This is a genomic window from Paracoccus sp. (in: a-proteobacteria), assembly GCF_047973135.1.
Lineage (GTDB): Bacteria > Pseudomonadota > Alphaproteobacteria > Rhodobacterales > Rhodobacteraceae > Paracoccus.
The window spans coordinates 1-19,224 of record NZ_JBKEBL010000142.1; the positions used below are offsets into that span (position 1 = coordinate 1).

Sequence of the window (19,224 nt, forward strand, 5' to 3'; positions counted from 1 at the left end):
ATCCGCAAGGCCCCGTCGCCACCCGCTTTCGCCAGATCGCAGAGGCGCTGCAAGAGGTGCTGTGACGTTCTTGCGTCCACTCTGGTCCGGGGGTACCAATTGGCAGGGGGTTGGGGGCTGGCTGTGACATGGTAACGCAATCACAGACCATCTGGACGCAGGAACCGGTTCAGGCATTGCTGAACGCGGCCGGGGGCGGGGTTCTGGCACTGATCGCCGGGGTTGAGGGGCCGTCCTACCGACCGGTTGGCGCGATGATGGCGATCATCGGGGAACAACGGGTTGGCACGCTGTCGTCCGGCTGTATCGAGGCCGACATCGCGCTGCACGCCCGGACGACGCTGACCGATGGCCGCCCGCGGATGATCCGCTATGGCTGCGGCTCGCCCTTCATGGATATAGAACTGCCCTGCGGCGGCGGGCTGGATATTCTGCTGGTGCCGCGCCCGGATCGCATGGCGCTGGAACAGGTGGCCACCAACTGGTCACGGCGCATCCCCTGCACGCTGCTGATCGACACAAGCTCTGGCCGCTGCCGCGTCGCCGACAAGGGGGACACCGCGCTTGTCGATGGCGTCTTGCGGATCCGGTTGCAGCCCGAGATCCGCTTTCTGATCTTTGGCAAGGGCCCCGAGGCCTGCACCTTTGCCCGGCTGGTGCAATCGGCGGGCTATCCCAACCTGCTGCTATCTCCCGACCCCGAGACCCTGACCGATGGCGAACTGGCCGGATGCGGCACGCAGCACCTGTCCGCCCACGCCTTTCCGCCCGAGCTGGCAGTCGATGACCGGACCGCTATCACCCTGTTCTTCCACGATCACGACTGGGAACCGGCGCTGATCGCCGGGGCGCTGGACACGCCGGCCTTCTATATCGGCGCGCAGGGCAGCCAGCGCGCGCGCGATGCCCGGTTGCTGGCACTTGCGGCGATGGGCGTGGCGCAGGCCGCGCTGGCGCGGTTGCACGGGCCGATCGGACTGATCCCTTCTGCGCGGGATCCCGGCACGCTGTCTGTCTCGGTTCTGGCCGAGATTCTGGCCACCGCAATGCGACCCGCAGGATGAGGACAGCGGGGGTTCTGCTGGCGGGCGGGCACTCGGCGCGCTTTGGTCCGGACAACAAGCTGCTGGCCTTGCTGAATGGCCGCCCGCTGATCGCCCATGCGGCGGATGCACTGCGGCGGTCACGTTGCCATCCGCTGATCGCGGTCGCCTGGGACAAGTCAGTGCTGGAGCATTTGCAGGGGTTCAAAATCGCCCGCGCCGCGAACCCCGAAACCGCCGGTCAGGCCGACAGCCTGCGCGCCGGAATCGCGCTGGCCAACCGGCTTGGTGCCGAAAGGGCGCTGGTGGTGCTGGGTGACATGCCCTTCGTGCAACCCGGCCTGCTGGACACCATCGCCCGCGCCTGTACTGACAGCCGCGCCTCGACCGCGCAGGCTGACCAGCGCCGCATGCCGCCAGCCTGCTTTCCCCGCGCGCTGTTCCCCGCACTTTGCGCATTGGCGGGCGATCAGGGGGCAAGGGCCCTGCTGCGCGACCTGCCGCCCGAGGCTTGCGTTCCGGCCACGTGCCGCGAACTGTCGGATATCGACACGCCGGACGATCTGGCGCGCGGCTAGACCGGGATGACGCACGCGGCACGACGACCGGTCTGCCGGACGCCAGCGTCGGCATGAAGGAAATCGCCACCCATATAGCCTGACGACTTTCTTCTGATCATGTTGTCTGACTATAACTTTTTGATTTTGCGCCGATCATGTGTGGATTCGATGACCAGTGCGCTTCCGCCAGCCATACCAACGCCCTTGAAGGATTGACGCGTGGCAACCCCAAAAGGCCGCCTTGAGCACTTTGTGATCCTGATGACAGGCGCAGCAGAGGACCAACGGTCGTGCCGCGCGCTTTACAGTGCCGTCACATCGAACGACTGTCTGGCGCGGACCAGCACCGAAGCGACCGGAATCAGAACCAACCAAGTGCTGGTCGGGGCGAGAAGATTCGAACTTCCGACCTACGGTACCCAAAACCGTCGCGCTACCAGGCTGCGCTACGCCCCGACTGAGTTGCTTCTAACCTATCGGCTGCGCAGGGGAAAGGCCTACTGGCAAGGCCAGGCCGCGTTTGCCGGATCGAGGCGGGGGGTTGCCATGGGTTGTCCGCGCGACAGGCCCATGCGGGCCGCCTCTCCTCCGGCGACTTCCAGAACCATCAGGCGATCAGGATGCGGATCCCCGACAGCCGAACCCGGTATCGGAGTTTCGTCCAGCGGGCTGGCATTGGGATGAATATGGCGGATCACCCCGGTCTCGTCCAGAAAGACAAGATCCAGGGGGATCAGGGTGTTACGCATCCAGAACGAGACGGGACGGGGCGCGTCATAGATGAAAAGCATCCCGCGCCCCTGAGGCAGGTCGTTTCGGAACATCAGGCCGCGTTCGCGACTGACCGGATTGTCCGCGATCTCGACCTGGAAGCTGCGAACTCCTGTGCCGGTCAGGATCGAAACGCGGTTGGGCTGGCATTCCGGGTTGGGCCGGGATTGTGCGAATCCCCCGGATGGAACCACCGCGACTGAAAGGAACAATAAAAACAGAAGTGTTAAATTTTTATGCCTATTCGGCCACATGCGCTATGAACTCGTCCAACTTGCTTTCGTCACGATGGGGCGTCAGCGGCACAAGGTCATCGCTGGCCAGATCGACCGCAGTGCCCCAACTGGTTACTTGTGCGGCCATCAGCCCGCGCGGTCCTTCGACCACACGCAAACCGATCGCTTCGCCAATGACGAGATCCGAGAAACCGGAATGCCGCAGCACCTCGATATGGATGAACACGTCATCGGGATGGCCGAAAATGTTCGCAAAGCCAAAGCCTTTGGATTTGTCGAACCATTTCACGCGCGCCGGACGCAGCGGCAGCGAATCGAGATGTTCGATCACTTCCATGTCCAGATCGGCGATTGGCGGCTTTCCGTCGCCGACCGGCGCGTCGATCTGAACGACTTCGGTTGCCTGCAAGCCGCGCGTGGTAGGCTGCACCCAGACGGTGACGCGCGACTGGTCGGCAACGGAACTGCGCCCGAAATTGCGCAGCACATTGCCGTGAAGCAGAATATCGGCCCCGCCTTCATTATTCAAAATGAAGCCATAGCCCTTGGCCGGGTCAAACCACTTGACCAGGCCAGTGACCAGCTTCATCTCTGATTTATCCGTAGTCATCATCACACCATAATTGCGCAAAGCGCCTTGTTAGAACAGTATTTCCTGTGTCCGTCATGATCAACCGGTTTGCCCCCCCAAGAGTCGGGTTTTCCCGGAATCATTTCAATGCGTTCTAACGGATATACTTACATCCTTTTGCGCCCCGGCTAGTCCTTTCAGTTATCAGGGTGACAGCCTCTCGACGAACCACGAGGTGTCACTCCGTTTCACCCAACTAAACCTATCATGCAATCTGAAGGCTCCATCAGCCCAAAATTCGATACAATTGGGATCAATCCTGACGCCACCCCAGAATGGCGGGCGCGGGGGATTCGTTCCATGAATCAAGCCCTGACGCGCAGCAGCGGCCACCAAAGTTGCCCTGCTGTCCAGCGGTTGCGACTGTTTCGAGGCCCAGGCACCCAGCCGGCTTTGCAGCGCGCGGCTGGCGAAATAGGCATCGGCCTTAGGCCCCTCTTCGCGCGTGACGGTGCCGCGCACCCGGATCTGCCGACGCAGGGATTTCCAGTGTAGTACAAAAGCCGCCTTGCCACTTGAAGTAATCTGTTTCCCTTTAGTGCTATCGTAATTGGTGTAGAAAATAAAGGCTCCCCGCGCACCCTGCCCCTCGATCTCTTTCAGCAGCACCATGCGCACATCGGGCAATCCTTCGGGATCCACGGTGGCAAGGGCAATTGCGTTGGGGTCGTTCGGTTCGGACTTTTCAGCCTCGACCAGCCAGCGGCGGGCAATATCGAACGGATCGTCGCCCGCAAAGATTCCACTTCGGTCCGCCATCGTCATTCCCTTGTGTTGCCTTGCGCTTGATGCCGCCAAACCTTTGGCCTAAGCACGACATCACAGGTTGAAAGCGCGAGGTAAGCCTTATGTCAAGCAAGCATAGCGGCGGTCTGATGACAGGCAAGCGTGGGCTCATCATGGGTCTGGCCAACGACAAATCGATTGCGTGGGGCATAGCCCAGGCACTGGCAGCGCAGGGTGCCGAACTGGCGTTTTCCTATCAGGGTGACGCGCTGAAAAAGCGGGTGGACCCGCTGGCCGGACAGCTTGGTTCATCACTGGTTCTGCCCTGTGATGTCGGGGACGAGGGCTCGATCACCGCGCTGTTTGACCGGCTGGGTCAGGAATGGGGCAAGCTGGATTTTCTGGTCCATGCCATCGGCTTTTCCGACAAGGAACAACTGCGCGGTCGCTATGCCGAAACGACGCGCGACAACTTCCTGATGACAATGGATATTTCAGTCTATTCCTTCACGGCCGTCGCGCGCCACGCAGCCGCGATGATGCCAGAGGGAGGGTCGCTTCTGACGCTGACCTATTACGGCGCGGAACGTGTCATGCCGCATTACAATGTCATGGGCGTCGCCAAGGCCGCGCTTGAGGCCAGCGTGCGTTATCTGGCCGAGGATTTCGGCAAGGACGGCATCCGCGTCAATGCGATCAGCGCCGGGCCGATCAAGACGCTGGCGGCCAGCGGCATCGGCGATTTCCGCTATATCATGAAATGGAACGAACTGAACTCTCCGCTGCGGCGCAATGTCACGCAAGAGGATGTGGGAAATTCGGCGCTGTATCTGCTGTCGTCGCTTGGATCCGGGGTGACAGGCGAAACGCATCACGTCGATGCCGGCTATCACGTGGTCGGCATGAAGGCCGTTGACGCGCCCGACATCTCGACCGTCAAAAGCTGATCCAGCGTATCCGGGCAAGGGCGAGGCGGCGCGATGCTGTCGGTGACTGCGGAACAGATGGCACTGCTGGTCGGGACGCTGGCCGTCGCGATCCTGTCGCCGGGGCCGGGGGTGATCGCGGTCAGTCAGGCGTCCTTTGCCCTGGGGCGCAGGCGCGCGCTGCCCTATGCATGGGGTCTGGCCATCGGGGCATCGCTGTGGAACATCTTTGCGCTGACGGGCCTGACGGTCATGTTCCGCATCGCGCCCTGGACCTATCTGCTGCTGCGGCTTCTGGGCGGGGCTTATCTTCTGTGGCTGGCGGTCAGGATGTGGCGCGGCGCGGCGCAGCCCCTGCCTGACCCGGCCGAGACGCGGCGCGGTCTTGGCTTTGCCGGGGGGCTGATGCTGAACCTGTCGAACCCCAAGCCCGCGCTGTTCTATTCGGCGGTGCTGATCACCATCTTTCCCGCCACGCTGACCCTGCCCGACAAGCTGGCGATCTATGCCACCGGGCTTTCCGTGGAATTGTCCTTTTACACCGCGCTGGCGAATCTGATGGCTTTGCCTTTGCTGCGCCGCCGCTATTATGCCGCCAAATTCTGGATCGACCGGGGGGCCGCGACGCTGCTGGGGGCGTTGGGCCTGTCGCTGATCCTGCGTCACTGAAGGAGAAGATGATGATGGACCGCCTGCCCCACGAAAAGGGCTTTCACGTCAGTTGGGACCAGTTGCACCGCGATGCGCGGGCGCTGGCATGGCGGCTGGACGGCACGAACTGGCGCGCGGTCGTCGCGGTGACGCGGGGCGGGCTGGTTCCCGCGATGATCGTCGCGCGCGAGCTGGACATCCGCACCATCGACACGATCAGCATCAAATCCTACAAGGGCGCGGGCACCACTGCCGGTCAAGGCGAATTGCAGGTGCTGAAACGCCCCGACGACACGCTGATGGGCGATGGCGAGGGGATTCTGGTCGTTGACGATCTGGTCGATTCGGGCCGCACGCTGGAGCTGATTCGCGACATGTACCCCAAGGCGCATTTTGCCACCGTCTACGCCAAACCCAAGGGCAAGCCGATGGTGCAAAGCTATGTCACCGAGGTCAGCCAGGACACCTGGATTTTCTTCCCGTGGGACATGGCTCTGCAATATGTCCAGCCCTACCGGGGCGAGGATTAAGACCAACGGCCTTGAAGGCTGACCCGTGGCGACATCAATGACTGCACTGAGCCTTTTGCGATTTTGATGACAAGCGCAGCAAAAGGCCCGAAGCCGTCTTTCGGACCCACATGCAAACTTGAGGCGGCTTCCGCGGCAACCGGTCCGAAATCTTGCGGCCATCACTTGTCGGCGTGTTACCAGACCACCGGATGCGTTTCGCCGGTCTGGACCTGTACCAGCCCTTCGGGGGCATGGTCCGACGGAGCGACAAGGTTCCAGCGCCAGGGCGAGCAGGTCAGCGTGGCAAAGGCCAGGCGTTCGGGGAAGCCGGGGGACCAGCGCGGGTGGAACGAGGGTTCAAACATCCATTCGACCGCCTCTCCTGCCGCGTAAAGCGCCTGCATGTCTTGGGCCAGATCCTCGGCGGGGCGGGCGGTCATCAGGCCAGCGATCTCATATGGCACGCGCGCGGCGATGCGGCCTCGATGGACCAGCACCCAGCCGCCGCCCATATCCGCGCAGGCATTCACCGCCTGCGCCATGGCCTCATCCGACGATCCGACACACCAGATATTGTGTTTGTCATGCGCCATCGAACAACACAGCGCGGTCTCGTCATCACGAGGACCGCAGCCCAGCCAGAACATGCGCGACGCCGCTGCCTTGCCGGTAAAGCGGTCTATGATCGCGAATTTCGTGATGTTGCGCGCCGGATCGCGCTGTACCGCGCCATCGCTGACCGGCAATTCGCAGGTCAGGAAATCGTCCGTCCAGTGGAACGGGCGCAGCAGCGCCGCCTGCATCGTCGCCCGGCCCGCCGCGGCTGGAATGCGGAAATCCCCGGCAGTCAGGGGGCGGCCGATATTCACCGTCTGCCGCGCCCAATGCGGCCAGTCGATGCGCGGCACGGACAGCAGATAGCGGCCATCCCGCGCCGCCAGCCTGCCATCGGCCCAGACCTCGGCGATCTGAAAGCGTTCCACATCCGACAGCAGCACCAGATCGGCAAAGCGCCCCGGCGCGATGCTGCCGACCCAGGATGTCAGCCGCATGTGCCGCGCCGGGTTGATGGTCACAAGCTGCACAGCGGTTTCGGGCCGCAGCCCGGCGTCGATCGCCATCCGCACATTGCGGTCGGTGGCACCGGTGGCCAGCACCTCTTGCGCGGGGCGGTCGTCGGTGGCCAGCGCGACCTGCCCCCAATCCTTCAGCCCGCGTTCCAGCAGCCCGGCGATGATTTCGGGGCCGGTATGGATGCGAATTTCGATGAACAGCCCGCGCTGCAACTTGTCAAAGGCCTCTTCGGCCGTCCAGGCCTCGTGATCCGAGGCGATACCCGAGGCGGCAAAGGCGTTGATGCCGGGCAGATCGCGAATGCCCGCCGCATGCCCCTCGACCACGGCGCGGGCAGCCCATGTCGCCCCGATCATCGACCACAGGCGGGCATGGGCAGGGTTGTCGCGGTCACGGATGGCGGGCCAGTCCATCACCTCGTCCAGCCCCGCCGCCATCAGGCTTTCGCGCAGAAACCGGGTCTGATCTTCGCCATCCAGATGCGCGGCATGTTCCCACGCCGTCGGAGGCACGGCCGAGCCGGGCAGCGGGAAAATCTTCAGCGGCGACCCGACCCGCCGGGGTGCCAGCCAGAAATCCAGCGTCCGGTCGGGGACGACATTGGAAAATTCATGGCTGGCCTCGCAGGTCCAGGTATTGCCGTGCGGAATGACCAGCGCTGCCTCGTATTCGGGGGTGACGTGGCTGGATTCGATATGCTTGTGCACCTCGCCCAGTCCGGGCACGGCGGACAGATCGGGGCGTTCGGCCAGTTCGCGCGCATTGCCAGGAAAGCTGCCGCGCGGGCCGGTAAAGGCAATGCGCCCGGCATGGACGGCAATTTCGGCATCTTCGCGCCACAGCGCGGTATTCGTGTCCAGCAGCCGCCCGACCCGCAGCAGCAGATCGGCCTTGCGCCGACCAAGGGCCACGTCGATCAGATCGCGCCGGAGTGCGGCCTCGGTTGTGGGGGAACCCTCGGTCATCTGCTCAGCCCTTCCAGCAGCGCGGCGCGCAGCGCTTGGGCCTCCAGCCCCATCGCGACGGTGACGGGATACGGTCCGGGGATCAGCGCGCCATCTGCGGGATCGACCTGCAATCTGCGGATTTCCGTGCGAAACAGACCGGGATGCAGCGCGAACAACGGCACGCAGGGGTCATGCAGCGGGCGGCTGTTCGCACCCTGCGCCTGATGGGCGGTCCGGTCGAAATAGGCGGCGATCAGATCGGCCGAGGCCAGCGCGCAATCGGCCCCGGTCGCCCGCAGCGCCCGCAGATAGGCGGCATCGGCGCGCAACTGGCGGGTCGCGTCCAGCGGGATCAGCGTCAGATCCAGCCCTGCCGACAGCACGCGGGCGGCGGCCTCGGGGTCATGGGCAATGTTGAATTCGGCGCGCGGCCCCATATTGCCGGGCTGGTCCACCGCGCCGCCCATCGCGATCACCCGCCCGATACGGCGGGCGGCCTTTGGCGCGCGATCCAGCAGCAGGGCGATATTGGTCAGCGGCGCAAGGCAGAACAGGTCGATACCGCCCGGTCCGGCCGCCATCAGCGCCGCCTCCATCGCCTGAACGGCACCCTGATCCGACGGTGCGGCACGGGCAGGCGGAAAGGCCACGCCGCCCAATCCGTCATCGCCATGGATGCGGCTTTCGGGGCGCGGTTCGCGGCCCAGAGGTGCCGCCGCGCCGGGATGCACGGGAACCGCCACCCCCGCCAGCGCCGCGATACGCCCGGCATTTCCGGTCGTCACAGGCAGGCCGATATTGCCCGCAACCGTGGTCAGGGCCAGAACCTGAACCCCCGGATGGCGCAGCGCGTAAAGGATGGCGATGGCATCGTCGATGCCGGGATCGGTGTCGATGATCGCGCGCATGTTCACCCCGCAGCCCTGTCGATTTCCACGATCCGCGCCCGAAACCGGTTTGCGGTCTGCAAGGCATCGGCCAGCGCCTTGTCGCCGTCCAGCGTCAGAACCTGCCTGTCCTCCATCAGCCAGCGCCCGGCGACCATCGTGCCCCGGACATCGCCCGGCATCGCGGCAAAGACCAGCGTGGAATAGATGTCATAGACCGGATGCAGCCGCAGATCGGCCAGCGACATGCGGATCAGATCGGCCTGCTTGCCGGGTTCCAGCGATCCGGTCCGCGCAGCCATGCCCAAAGTCGCCGCGCCCTCGATCGTGGCCATGCGGATCACGTCACGACAGGGCAGCGGCTTGCGCGATCCCCCGGCGATTTTCTGGAACATGGCGGCGGGAGCAAGCTGCGAGAACAGGTCCAGCGTATTGCCAGACATCGGCCCGTCCGTGGCGATGCCGACCTGTACCCCCCGCGCCCGCAGCGCCTCGACGGGCGCGATCCCTCTGCCTGCCTTGCCGTTCGAGCGGGCGTTATAGGCGACATGCGCGCCCCGTTCGGCCAGCAGATCCATATCCGCATCGGTCGGATACATGACATGCGCCGCGACCAGCGCGGGCGTCAGCAGCCCGGCACGGTCGGCGGCCTTAACCGTGGTGCAGCCGCAGACCCGCTGCGCCCAGTCCAGTTCGTCCCGCGTCTCAGCCAGGTGCATCTGGACCGGCAGACCGGGATGTGCGGCGGACCATGCGGCCACCCGCGCCATCACATCCGGCCCCGTGGAATAGGGCGCATGAGGCGCGGCAGACGCCGTGATCCGGGGATGACCGCGATAGCGATCCGCCAGCGCGTCCAGCCGCCCGAAACCCTCATCCATGGTCGCATGGTCAGGTGCCGCGAAGTTCGCCAGCGTCTGCCCCACAACGCCGCGCAGGCCCGACCGGTCCAGCACATCCGCGACGCGATCCTCAAAATAATACATGTCGGCGACGGTGGTGACACCGCCCCGGATCAGCTCCAGCGCGGCCAGCGCGGCACCGGTTCCGACCACATCGGCGGTGACAAGCTGCCGCTCCAGCGGCAGGATATAGCGGAACAGCCGGTCGTCCACATCCTCGGCCAGCCCGCGAAACAGCGTCATCGGCATGTGGCAATGCGGGTTGACCATGCCCGGCATGATCAGATCGCCGCCCATGTCCTGACGCGGCCCCTCGGGCGCGGGACCGTCGCCCACAGCCTCGATCCGGTCGCCCGACAGGCTGATCCAGCCGCATTCATATTCGGTCATCGCGGCATCCATGGTCAGGATGCGCGCATTGGTCAGAACCGTCACGGCGCAGGCTTCGGCAGAAGGCAGCATTGATCATGCTGAGGGATCAGTACCGCAGGGCCGGGTTCCATCGGCATCGCCAGCGGCCCGTTCGCCTTGATCTCGCCCGCCGCCGTATCGCATTGATACTGATAGGCGCGGCCCAGATAGGTGCGCAGACCCAGTGTCGCGGGAATCCCCTGCCCTTCGCGGCTGACCAGCAGCCCCTCGGGGCGGGTGGCAAGGATGAAATCCTGCGCCGGAACGGTGAATTGCGATTTCGGCAGATCAATGGTCGCCCCGCCCTCCATCCGGGCGCGGACGGCATCGCCTGCCTCGGCAATGGCGCGCATGGGGATCATGTTCTCGAACCCGACAAAATCGGCAACAAAGGCGTTGGCGGGGCGCGAATACAGCACCTCGGGCGCATCAAGCTGCATGATCCGGCCTGCATTCATGATCGCCACCCGGTCGGAAATGCTGAACGCCTCTTCCTGATCATGGGTTACATACAGCGCGGTCGTGCCATTGGCCTGTTGCAGCCGACGGATTTCCACCCGCATATCGACCCGCAGCTTGGCATCCAGATTGGACAGCGGCTCGTCGAACATCAGAAGCGGCGGCTCGATCACCAGCGCGCGGGCCAGAGCAACGCGCTGACGCTGACCGCCCGACAGATTCGCCGGGTGCCGGTCGGCCAGATGCGCCAGCCCGACACGTTCGATCATCGTATCGGCGCGGGCCTTGCGTTCGGCGGCGGGAATGCCGCGCTGTTTCAGGCCGAAGGCAACATTCTCGCGCACGGTCAGGTGCGGAAACAGCGCATAGGTCTGAAAGACCAGCCCGATGTCGCGCGCATGGGCGGGCAGCCGCGTCAGATCGCGTTCCCCCAGTCGGATCGTGCCGGATGTCGGTTCCAGAAACCCCGCGACCAGCCGCAGCGTCGTGGTCTTGCCGCAGCCCGAAGACCCCAGCAGCGACACCAGCTCGCCCTCGCGGACATGCAGGGACAAATCCTCCAGCACCTTGGTGCTGCCATAATGGGCTGTAACCCGGTCAAGTAAAAGCGATACGGTCATTTTGTCAGGAATGTCAGGCCAAGCGTGCGTTCGACCATCGCCATGACGGCGACGGTCACGCCCATCAGCAACACCGAGACCGACGCGATGGTCGGATCAAAGAACTGCTCCATATGGGCAAGCAACTGGATCGGCAGGGTGGAAACGCCCGGTCCCGTCAGAAAGATCGAGATCGAGACATCGTTCAGCGAGGTGATAAAGGCAAGGATAAAGCCCGCGATGATGCCCGCGCGGATATTCGGCAGAACCACGGTGAAGAACGCCTTCCAGCGCGGGCAACCCAGCGATACGGCGGCCTCTTCGATGGAAAAATCAAAGGCGTTCAGCGACGCACCCACCACCCGCACGCAATAGGGCAACACCAGCAGCGCATGCCCCACCAGCAGCGCCAGCATGATCGGCAGGTTCATCCCCGTGGCCAACGATTTCATCAGTGAAAAGCCCAGCACGATTTCCGGGATCAGGATCGGCAGCACATAGATATTGCCCAGAAATTTCGGCAGTTCGACCCGGTATCGCGCCAGGGCATAGGCGGCGGGAATACCGATCAGCATGGACAGCGCCGTGCCCCCCACCGCCAGCATCATGCTGGTTACGGCGGTGCGCCGGAAGGCCGAAATCTCGAACACGTTCTGATACCAGTGCAGCGTCAGGCCCTGCGGCGGAAAGGTCAGAAAGCTGGTATCCGACAGCGAGGCACCGACAATGATGACCAGTGGCCCGATCAGAAAGGCAAAGACCAGCACGGCAAAGGCGGTCAGCAGGGGGTGGGATCCGCGTCTCATGGCCCGCCCTACCCCGCCACCGGGTTCATCCGCCGCGCAATGCGCGACATGACCAGAACCGTGCTCAGCGTGACCACCACCATCACGGCGGCGATCGTAGAGGCGCCGACCCAGTCGAACGTCACCATCGCGCGCTGATACAGGAACGTGCCCATCATCATCTGTTTTTCTCCTCCCAGAAGCTGCGGGGTGGCATAGCTGGTGAATGATCCGGTAAAGACCAGCACCGCCCCGACGATCAGCCCCGGCACCGCCATCGGCAGGATCACCTGCCGGAAGGTCGCGGCAGGCGTCGCGCCAAGGCTTGCGGCGGCGTCGGTCAGATCGTCGGGGATGCTTTCCAGCACACCCACCAGCGTCAGCACCATCAGCGGCACGAACAGATAGATCATCGCGACGATCACCGCGCCTTTGGTGTACAGCATCGACAACGGCTCGGCCACGACACCCAGCCAAAGCAAAGCGTCGTTCAGAATGCCGTTCTTGCCCAAAATGACCATCCAGGCAAAGCTGCGCACCACCACACCCGTCAGCAGCGGAAACACCGCCGCCACGATCAGCAGGCTTTTCATCCGGCCCGGAGATTTTGCCACAACCCATGCCGTCGCGAACCCGACCGCGACCGACACGATGGTGGTGATCAGCGCAACCTCCATCGTGCGCCACAGGACCGTCATGCGAAAGCGCGATTCAAAGAACGCAGCGTATTGCGCGAACGGCCCCTTCGGGTCTCCGAATGTGGTCGCCAGTGTCGAAAGAACGGGCAGCCCCAGAAACAGAAAGACAAGCAGCAGCGCCGGGACCGACAGCAGCCAGGCGCGCAGACGATGGGACATCCTGTTCGTCCTTTCCCGGTCGGTTCCCGGTCACATGCCGAAGATTTCGTTCCAGCGGTCGATCCAGTCGGTCTTGGCCGCGTTCATGCTGGCATAATCCATGCTGTTCAGCGCGTCGATCGCCGCCTGACCATAGGTCCATTGCGCGGCCTGTTCCGGCGTCAGTTCGACCTTCATGTTGATTGGCGCGTCAACGCCCTGCTCGGCCTCGGTCTGCTGCACATCCTTCGACAGCAGGAAATCAATGAACTGATAGGCCAGTTCCGGGTTTTCCGCGCCGACCGGGATATTAACCGTGTTCAGCACCGCAATATCGCCATCCGACAGATCGGCCCAGGTCATGCCCGGCACTGCGTCGGTCAGCGATTTCAGCGTGAAATCCTGCGTCATCGTCACCGACACCTCGCCGGTCGAGACCAGATTCACCATCTCGGATCCGGTATTGTAATTCTTGACCACATTCGGCTTGATCGCCTCGACCGCGCCAAAGGCGGCGTCGGCATCCGCATAGGCATCGGCCCCGGCATGCTTGCCCGCCTGCACGACGAACATCGGCCCTGCCGTGGTGGTGATATTCGGCAGGGACAGCTTGCCCGCCAGATCCTCGCGCCACAGGTCGTTCCACGAGGTGATCGGCTGCACCTTGGCGGAGTCATAGACGATGCCGATCCGACCGACCGTATAGGCGGGCCCGTATCCCCCCTGCGGATCGCGGGCAATTTCGTAAATATCATTGATATTATTCAATTTCGAACGGTCAAATTCCTGGAACACGCCGTTCTCGATGCCGATCTGGCTGTAGGCGTCGGTCAGAAAGATGACATCCACCCCCTTGCCGCCCCGCGCCGTCAGCTTGCCCAACCGATCCGAGTTGTTGCCCGTCTCGAACACGACATCGCAGCCGCAGATCTGCTTGAACGGTTCGATCAGGTTGGCGTTCAGCTTGTCGCCATTATAGCCCCACCAGGAAATCGTCAGCGTTTCCGCCTGCGACACCCCCGCCATTGCCGCAATGGCCAATGCGGAAACCGAAAGAATTGTCTTCATGTCAAGCCCTTCCCGATAATGCGGCATCGTCGCCCTGTCCCTGTCGATCCCAACTAGAGACCGGCAAATTCGCCTTTCGTCAAGGGACTACCATCCTTTCGGCGGCCGTTCCCAAAAAAGAAAGACCGCATCGCTGCGGTCTTTCCCCCTCCCTAAAGGGCTTGATGGCCGGACGGTTCTGCCCCTGTTCGTCAGGACTTGAACCGACGCCGTGCCTGTCCCAACAGGAACAGCCCGCCCAGCAACAGCGGTGCCGAGGCCGGCAGCGGAACCACCGGCGGAGGCGGGGCGGCGGTATAGTCGTATACCACCGTCAGATCCGCCTTGGCCTCGGTCGTGAAGCTGGTGATCAGATTACCCGCGCCCGTCCCCTGGGACATGCCCTGGGCATCCATAACCACGGACACGATGCCAGCACCGATGAACTCTGACAGACTACCACCTGTAAGGGTCTCGCTATCGGTCTGGGTCGCGTTTTGCAGCCCGGTATTCACCCCGCTGGTTCCCGTGAAGTCAAGATTGCCATCATGCCCGCTGACGGCATGAACGGACGACACGACCGGCAGGGTCTGAACGATGGTCCCCAGCGCAGCCGTCGCGGCGGAAATATCCGCCTGAAGGTTCAGCGTGATGGTTGCCGCACCCGGCCCCATATTCTCGGCCATGCCGGAACCCTCGACATATCCGACCAGCGTCACGATCACGCTGTTCAAGGTGCCAAGGGCCGCATCGAACTGTGGAACCGACAAGGTATAGTTCCAGTTTGTCGCTTCAAGTGCGACGCTGTCTGTATGCGTCACGGTCGCGGCGCTTGCAGCCTGTGCAAGAATTGCAATCGCCCCCACTGCTGTTCCAAGTGCAAATTTATTCATGAAATCCTCGCTTCCTGTTTTGGCGCAGAATTTGATTCTAGCGCATCGCATGCGAAGTATCAGTTTACACTGTTCCGATAATTCGCAATAGATAACGGTTTTGGAAATTTATATTTCAACCTATTGATAGTTATATAATTTATTAAAAAATGAACAGATTTGTTTCACTTCCGCAAATTTTGATGCCAGATCGGAGTAAAGAGCAGCCAATAGGGCGTTTTTTCCGCTTCAAACCTCGCTTCTGAAAAATTTTTACTCAATAGTAAAATGCCGCTGCCGCCGTATTAAATGCCTGCATTTGCAAAAACCCCTGACGACCCGTTTTCCCCTGAACACGGTTATTTGCGGCACCCCCCTGATTTCGTGCTGTTCCTGCACAGAATGCGCAAGCCATGCCGCTATCAGACCTGCAAGCGCGACCGTTCACGCGGCGATCACCGCATTGTTTAACCAAGCTTCAGGAACTGCCTGCTAAGTTCGCCGCCGAGGGACAATTTTTGGCAACCAGGGACACCCGATGCGGCGGATCATTCACAACACTACGGCAATCATCGCCTGCCTTTCGCTTCTGACACCGAATCTCGCGCTGGCCGAGACGCGGATCCCGGATGGGCAGGCGCAGAAGCAGATGCAGAAACGCGCGGAAAACCAGCCGCGGCGCGCGGCGGCCTTGCAGGCAGAGCTTGCCGGCGGACTGACCGTCAAGCACCTTTCCTGTGCCGACGGATCGTCCCGGCCTTGTGCCGATGGCGTGGCGCTGGTGACTCCGGGCGGGCTGGCGGTCGACATCTCGGAAAGCGGGCAGATCTATCTTGCGGCGGGCGGGGCGCAAAAGCAGGCGAAAGCCGCGACAAAACAGGCCGAGGCCGCCGCAGATGCGCTGGCGGCGGCGCTGGCGCAGCAGGACGAAAAGAACGAAAAACCCGGAAAGGACAAGGACAAACCCGAACAGGCACGCAACAATAACGGCAAGAACAACAGGGACAACCAGCGCACCGAAAAACCGCAACAGACCGAACACCGCGAAGACATCGTGCTGGCGACATCGGACACCGCGATGGAGCGCGCCGACAAGATGAACCGGCTTTATCGCGTGCTGCAACAAGAGGTGGATGGCGGATTGCAGCCCCAGCAGTTGCAATGCCTGTCGGGTGCCGGTTATCCCTGCGCCGATGGCGAAAGGATGATGACCCCGCGCGGCGTCGTGCTGGAGCAACTGGATAACGGCGAATACCGGCTGGCCTCGACCGCGAACCAGATGTATCGCGTCAATGCAAAGGGCGATCTGGTCGAACGCGCCGCCGAAGAGGGGCTGACCGAAACTCAGGCCGCGAAAGAGGCAGCCGCAGGCATCCCCGCAAGACGTGCCGCTGCGCTGGATCAGGGCGATCAGATGGGCAAGATCATCGAACAGATGATCACGCAGGACAACACCCGCCGGTCGGATCAGGATTTCGCGACCAATCTGCGCGACGCGCTGGCGGCGTCGGACGGGCAAAAGCAAGAAAAGAAGGATGACGGCGACAATAGCGACCTGACCAAGGCGCTGGCCCTTGGACTTGGGGCACTGGCGGTCGGCGCGATGCTGAACAACAACCGCCAGGTCGCGCTCAGCGCGCCCGACCGCATGGTCGTCACCCGCCCAGATGGCAGCCAAGAGGTGATCAAGGACGAAACCGCGCTGCTGCGTCAACCCGGCTCGACCGTCACGACCGAGAATTTCGACGACGGCTCGTCCCGGACCATCGTGACCCGGCCCGATGGCAGCAAGGTCGTCACCATCCGAGACGCCGATCTGACCGTGCTGCGGCGAACGCTGGTCCGACCCGACGGCAGCACGACAGAACTGATCGACGATACGGTCGGGGTCGAACCCGTGGACATCACCCGGCTGCCAGAACCCGCGCCGGTGCAGACCGTCAGCGGTACCCTGACCGAGGATCAGCTTCGCGCCGCCCTGCAACGCGAAACCGCCATCGACCGGCGTTTCTCGCTAAGTCAGGTGCGCAACATCCCCGAGGTTCGCGCGCTGGTCGCCCCCGTCAATATCGACGCGATCACCTTCGACACCGGCTCGGCCGCGATCACGCCCGATCAGGCGCAGCAACTGGCAACCTTGGGAACGGTCATCCAGGACGCCGTCAGCGAAAATCCGCGCGAGATGTTTCTGATCGAGGGTCATACCGACACGGTCGGATCCGAGGCGATGAATCTGGCGCTGTCGGATCGCCGCGCCGAATCTGTAGCACTCGCCTTAAGCGAGTATTTTCAGGTGCCGCCGGAAAATCTGGTCGTGCAGGGTTATGGCGAACAATTCCTGAAAATCCGCGAGGATGGCGACATCCGGCAGAACCGCCGCGCCTCGGTGCGCCGCATCACCGATCTGCTGCGGACCGCCGCCGCCAACTGACGCGCCGCGCATGAAAACGGCCCCGGACATGCCGGGGCCACAACGCGTCGGGGCAGAATCAAAGATAGCGCGGAAATTCGATCTTGGGACAGCGATCCTGAACGATCGTCACCCCCTGCGCACGCGCGCGGTCCGCCGCCGCATCGTCGCGCAGGCCCAGTTGCAGCCAGATCACCTCAAGCCCCGGCAGTTCGGCAAGCGCCTCGTCCACGATGGCACCCACAGCCTCGGAACGACGGAACACATCCACCATCTGAACGCCGATTTCCTTGGGAATATCGGACAGGCTGGCATAAACATCCTCGTCCAGGATGGTCGTGCCGGCATGCCCCGGATTGACCGGAATGACCCGAATCCCCTGCGCCTGCAAATACCGCGCCACGCCCCAGCTTGCGCGCGCCTCATTCGGCGACAACCCGACCACAGCGACCACTTTTGTCTGCCGTGCGATCTGTTCGATCCCGTCATCTTCGAGCAATGCAAACTCCATGGCGAGCCTCCTTCTCATCCATAGGTTGAAATCTTGCCACATAAAAGGCGCCCGGTCCAGATCCGGCCGGGCGCAAGTCGCGGAACGAGGGACAGTGATCCGAACATGACCGTTCCGGGGTCATGTCCTGACCATCAAATGATCATTGACCACGCAAAGTTCCAGAGTTCTCGCGAATATTTTATCCCCACCCCATCAGCGGGAACCCGCCCAGACCTTCCTGGCCTCCATCAGGATTTTTCGGGACTCCTGCATCATTTCACGCCCCAGTCGCCGCGCATCAGTTCCAGATTGGTGGGCAGGACGCCAAGCAGGTTGAGGCGGATCTCGACCTCCTGGGCGCGTTCGATGGCGGCGCGGGAATAGGCGGGATTGGCCTCCCATGCCTGCCAGAACTCGGATTGCGTCACCACGAGCGTGCCGCCATTCATCGGGCGCACGATTTCGGCCTCGGGCACGTCGGAAGGGGGCAGCGCGAAGGGCAGCCAGCCCATCCAGCGGATGCCAACGCGCGCGCGGTCCAGCGGGTGATGATCGCGCATGTAAACCATCGGCCCAAAGGCCAGATGCTGCGGGCGCTTCCACAAGGTCACGGCATTGATCAGATTGATGTAAAGCTGTGCCTGTGTGCCGTATTTGGGATGCGGACGGTAAATTTCGCCGGAAAGATGGTCAGGTTTCCAGTTGTTCCAGAAGTATTTAAGGATCGCATACATTTCATCGCTGGACTCCCCCGCCCAAATGCTGAAAAAATCCGCTTTTTCCTTGTTGTTCTCACGAAATACATCCAGATATTTTTCTCGGTTACTCCAAACGCTGAAAAGTGGGCCATGCTGTTCCAACTGTGTGACCCAGTCTACATCAAATCCGGGAACCTGGCGGAGACGTTCCAATAGCTGAAGATAATCCTCTGCGCCGCCCTCGAAACCGTAGTTTTGTGGAGCGAGTTCCACACTCAAAGTCAGGTCAATTCTACTCATGGTAATCCCTTTCAACGAATGGCCTGACCTCTGCGTCTATTGGTGGAACCAAGCGACGGTCCAAAAAAATCTGGAACACATAGAGCTTGGTCATCATGCTGCTGAATACCCATGTCAGACGAACGTCAGGATAAAGGGGTAAAACCACCATGGCTTGCTTGTAGGCTTGTTCTTTCATGTCTATAAAAATAGTGCTCCCCGATCGCTCAACCCAATCCCGCAACTCCGGCCTACCCTCAGCCGACCAGTCATCCTGCTGCAAAAACCCGTCATATCCATGCTTGGCCTCAAAAAGATGGCATTCCACCGGATGCAGGCCATCGAAGTTCACCCCCATGAAGCTCCATTCCCCGATGATATTGGCTTCCGGCACGTAATAGTGCCACGGGCAGACGAAATGCTGGTAATCATAGCCGCGTCTGGCAGCGGGCGGAACCTCGCCAAAGAC

20 protein-coding genes and 1 tRNA gene are annotated in these 19,224 nt (G+C 62.4%); 6 read left to right on the plus strand and 15 right to left on the minus strand.

The genetic code is table 11. The features are described 5' to 3' along the window. Positions 1–128: 128 nt before the first annotated feature. Positions 129–1,064, plus strand: coding sequence for an XdhC family protein (locus ACK5L9_RS10895; protein ID WP_416911490.1), 936 nt, complete (start codon positions 129–131; stop codon positions 1,062–1,064). After that, the gene (locus tag ACK5L9_RS10900; RefSeq protein ID WP_416911491.1) at positions 1,061–1,621 is read left to right on the plus strand and encodes a nucleotidyltransferase family protein; all 561 of its coding nucleotides are present in this window, start codon (positions 1,061–1,063) and stop codon (positions 1,619–1,621) included. The genes ACK5L9_RS10895 and ACK5L9_RS10900 overlap by 4 nt, the downstream gene beginning before the upstream one ends. A gap of 361 nt (positions 1,622–1,982) precedes the next feature. Here the strand turns inward: ACK5L9_RS10900 and ACK5L9_RS10905 are convergent. The 4 genes from ACK5L9_RS10905 to pdxH all read right to left on the minus strand — a co-directional run bounded on the left by ACK5L9_RS10905 (position 1,983) and on the right by pdxH (position 4,000). Further along, positions 1,983–2,059 (minus strand) — tRNA-Pro (locus ACK5L9_RS10905). 41 nt (positions 2,060–2,100) lie between these two features. Then, the gene (locus tag ACK5L9_RS10910; RefSeq protein ID WP_416911506.1) at positions 2,101–2,502 is read right to left on the minus strand and encodes a DUF192 domain-containing protein; all 402 of its coding nucleotides are present in this window, start codon (positions 2,500–2,502) and stop codon (positions 2,101–2,103) included. Between the two features lie 112 nt (positions 2,503–2,614). Next, entirely contained in the window at positions 2,615–3,220 is a 606-nt protein-coding gene (locus tag ACK5L9_RS10915; RefSeq protein ID WP_416911507.1) for a cold-shock protein, read from the minus strand. A gap of 165 nt (positions 3,221–3,385) precedes the next feature. Then, complete coding sequence (gene pdxH / locus ACK5L9_RS10920) at positions 3,386–4,000, minus strand: pyridoxamine 5'-phosphate oxidase (protein WP_416911508.1); 615 nt, start codon at positions 3,998–4,000, stop codon at positions 3,386–3,388. A gap of 116 nt (positions 4,001–4,116) precedes the next feature. On the opposite strand from pdxH, the gene fabI reads away from it, so the two are divergent. Genes fabI through gpt form a run of 3 tightly spaced genes read left to right on the plus strand, consistent with a single transcriptional unit; the run spans position 4,117 to position 6,074 of the window. Further along, the gene (gene fabI, locus ACK5L9_RS10925) at positions 4,117–4,914 is read left to right on the plus strand and encodes an enoyl-ACP reductase FabI (protein WP_416911492.1); all 798 of its coding nucleotides are present in this window, start codon (positions 4,117–4,119) and stop codon (positions 4,912–4,914) included. 33 nt (positions 4,915–4,947) lie between these two features. Further along, entirely contained in the window at positions 4,948–5,562 is a 615-nt protein-coding gene (locus ACK5L9_RS10930; RefSeq protein WP_416911493.1) for a LysE family translocator, read from the plus strand. Between the two features lie 11 nt (positions 5,563–5,573). Beyond that, positions 5,574–6,074 carry a xanthine phosphoribosyltransferase gene (gene gpt, locus ACK5L9_RS10935; RefSeq protein WP_416911509.1) on the plus strand — a complete coding sequence of 167 codons (501 nt, stop codon included), beginning with the start codon at positions 5,574–5,576 and terminating at the stop codon, positions 6,072–6,074. 176 nt (positions 6,075–6,250) lie between these two features. Here the strand turns inward: gpt and ACK5L9_RS10940 are convergent, their stop codons facing one another. The 8 genes from ACK5L9_RS10940 to ACK5L9_RS10975 all read right to left on the minus strand — a co-directional run bounded on the left by ACK5L9_RS10940 (position 6,251) and on the right by ACK5L9_RS10975 (position 14,896). Beyond that, complete coding sequence (locus ACK5L9_RS10940) at positions 6,251–8,095, minus strand: adenine deaminase (protein WP_416911494.1); 1,845 nt, start codon at positions 8,093–8,095, stop codon at positions 6,251–6,253. Next, a complete protein-coding gene (locus ACK5L9_RS10945; protein ID WP_416911495.1) occupies positions 8,092–8,985 on the minus strand; it encodes a nucleoside hydrolase in 894 nt (297 codons plus the stop codon). Before ACK5L9_RS10945 ends, ACK5L9_RS10940 begins: the two co-directional genes overlap by 4 nt. 2 nt (positions 8,986–8,987) lie before the next feature. Then, the gene (locus tag ACK5L9_RS10950; protein WP_416911496.1) at positions 8,988–10,328 is read right to left on the minus strand and encodes an amidohydrolase family protein; all 1,341 of its coding nucleotides are present in this window, start codon (positions 10,326–10,328) and stop codon (positions 8,988–8,990) included. Then, positions 10,298–11,356, minus strand: a complete 1,059-nt coding sequence (locus tag ACK5L9_RS10955; protein ID WP_416911497.1) for an ABC transporter ATP-binding protein — start codon at positions 11,354–11,356, stop codon at positions 10,298–10,300. Before ACK5L9_RS10955 ends, ACK5L9_RS10950 begins: the two co-directional genes overlap by 31 nt. Continuing rightward, entirely contained in the window at positions 11,353–12,141 is a 789-nt protein-coding gene (locus ACK5L9_RS10960) for an ABC transporter permease (RefSeq protein ID WP_416911498.1), read from the minus strand. Before ACK5L9_RS10960 ends, ACK5L9_RS10955 begins: the two co-directional genes overlap by 4 nt. An 8-nt stretch (positions 12,142–12,149) precedes the next feature. Further along, positions 12,150–12,977, minus strand: coding sequence for an ABC transporter permease (locus tag ACK5L9_RS10965; RefSeq protein ID WP_416911499.1), 828 nt, complete (start codon positions 12,975–12,977; stop codon positions 12,150–12,152). Positions 12,978–13,007: 30 nt separating this feature from the next. Then, the gene (locus ACK5L9_RS10970) at positions 13,008–14,024 is read right to left on the minus strand and encodes an ABC transporter substrate-binding protein (protein ID WP_416911500.1); all 1,017 of its coding nucleotides are present in this window, start codon (positions 14,022–14,024) and stop codon (positions 13,008–13,010) included. 191 nt (positions 14,025–14,215) lie between these two features. Then, a complete protein-coding gene (locus tag ACK5L9_RS10975; RefSeq protein ID WP_416911501.1) occupies positions 14,216–14,896 on the minus strand; it encodes a choice-of-anchor E domain-containing protein in 681 nt (226 codons plus the stop codon). Between the two features lie 517 nt (positions 14,897–15,413). Here ACK5L9_RS10975 and ACK5L9_RS10980 point away from each other — a divergent pair. Further along, complete coding sequence (locus ACK5L9_RS10980; protein ID WP_416911502.1) at positions 15,414–17,306, plus strand: OmpA family protein; 1,893 nt, start codon at positions 15,414–15,416, stop codon at positions 17,304–17,306. 58 nt (positions 17,307–17,364) lie between these two features. Here the strand turns inward: ACK5L9_RS10980 and ACK5L9_RS10985 are convergent, their stop codons facing one another. From ACK5L9_RS10985 to ACK5L9_RS10995, 3 genes are all read right to left on the minus strand, one after another. Continuing rightward, positions 17,365–17,796, minus strand: coding sequence for a CoA-binding protein (locus tag ACK5L9_RS10985; RefSeq protein WP_416911503.1), 432 nt, complete (start codon positions 17,794–17,796; stop codon positions 17,365–17,367). Between the two features lie 254 nt (positions 17,797–18,050). Then, the gene (locus ACK5L9_RS10990; protein WP_416911504.1) at positions 18,051–18,776 is read right to left on the minus strand and encodes a hypothetical protein; all 726 of its coding nucleotides are present in this window, start codon (positions 18,774–18,776) and stop codon (positions 18,051–18,053) included. Then, on the minus strand, positions 18,769–19,224 hold a 456-nt coding region (locus tag ACK5L9_RS10995; protein ID WP_416911505.1), incomplete at its 5' end, for a Tox-REase-5 domain-containing protein. The genes ACK5L9_RS10995 and ACK5L9_RS10990, both read right to left, overlap by 8 nt.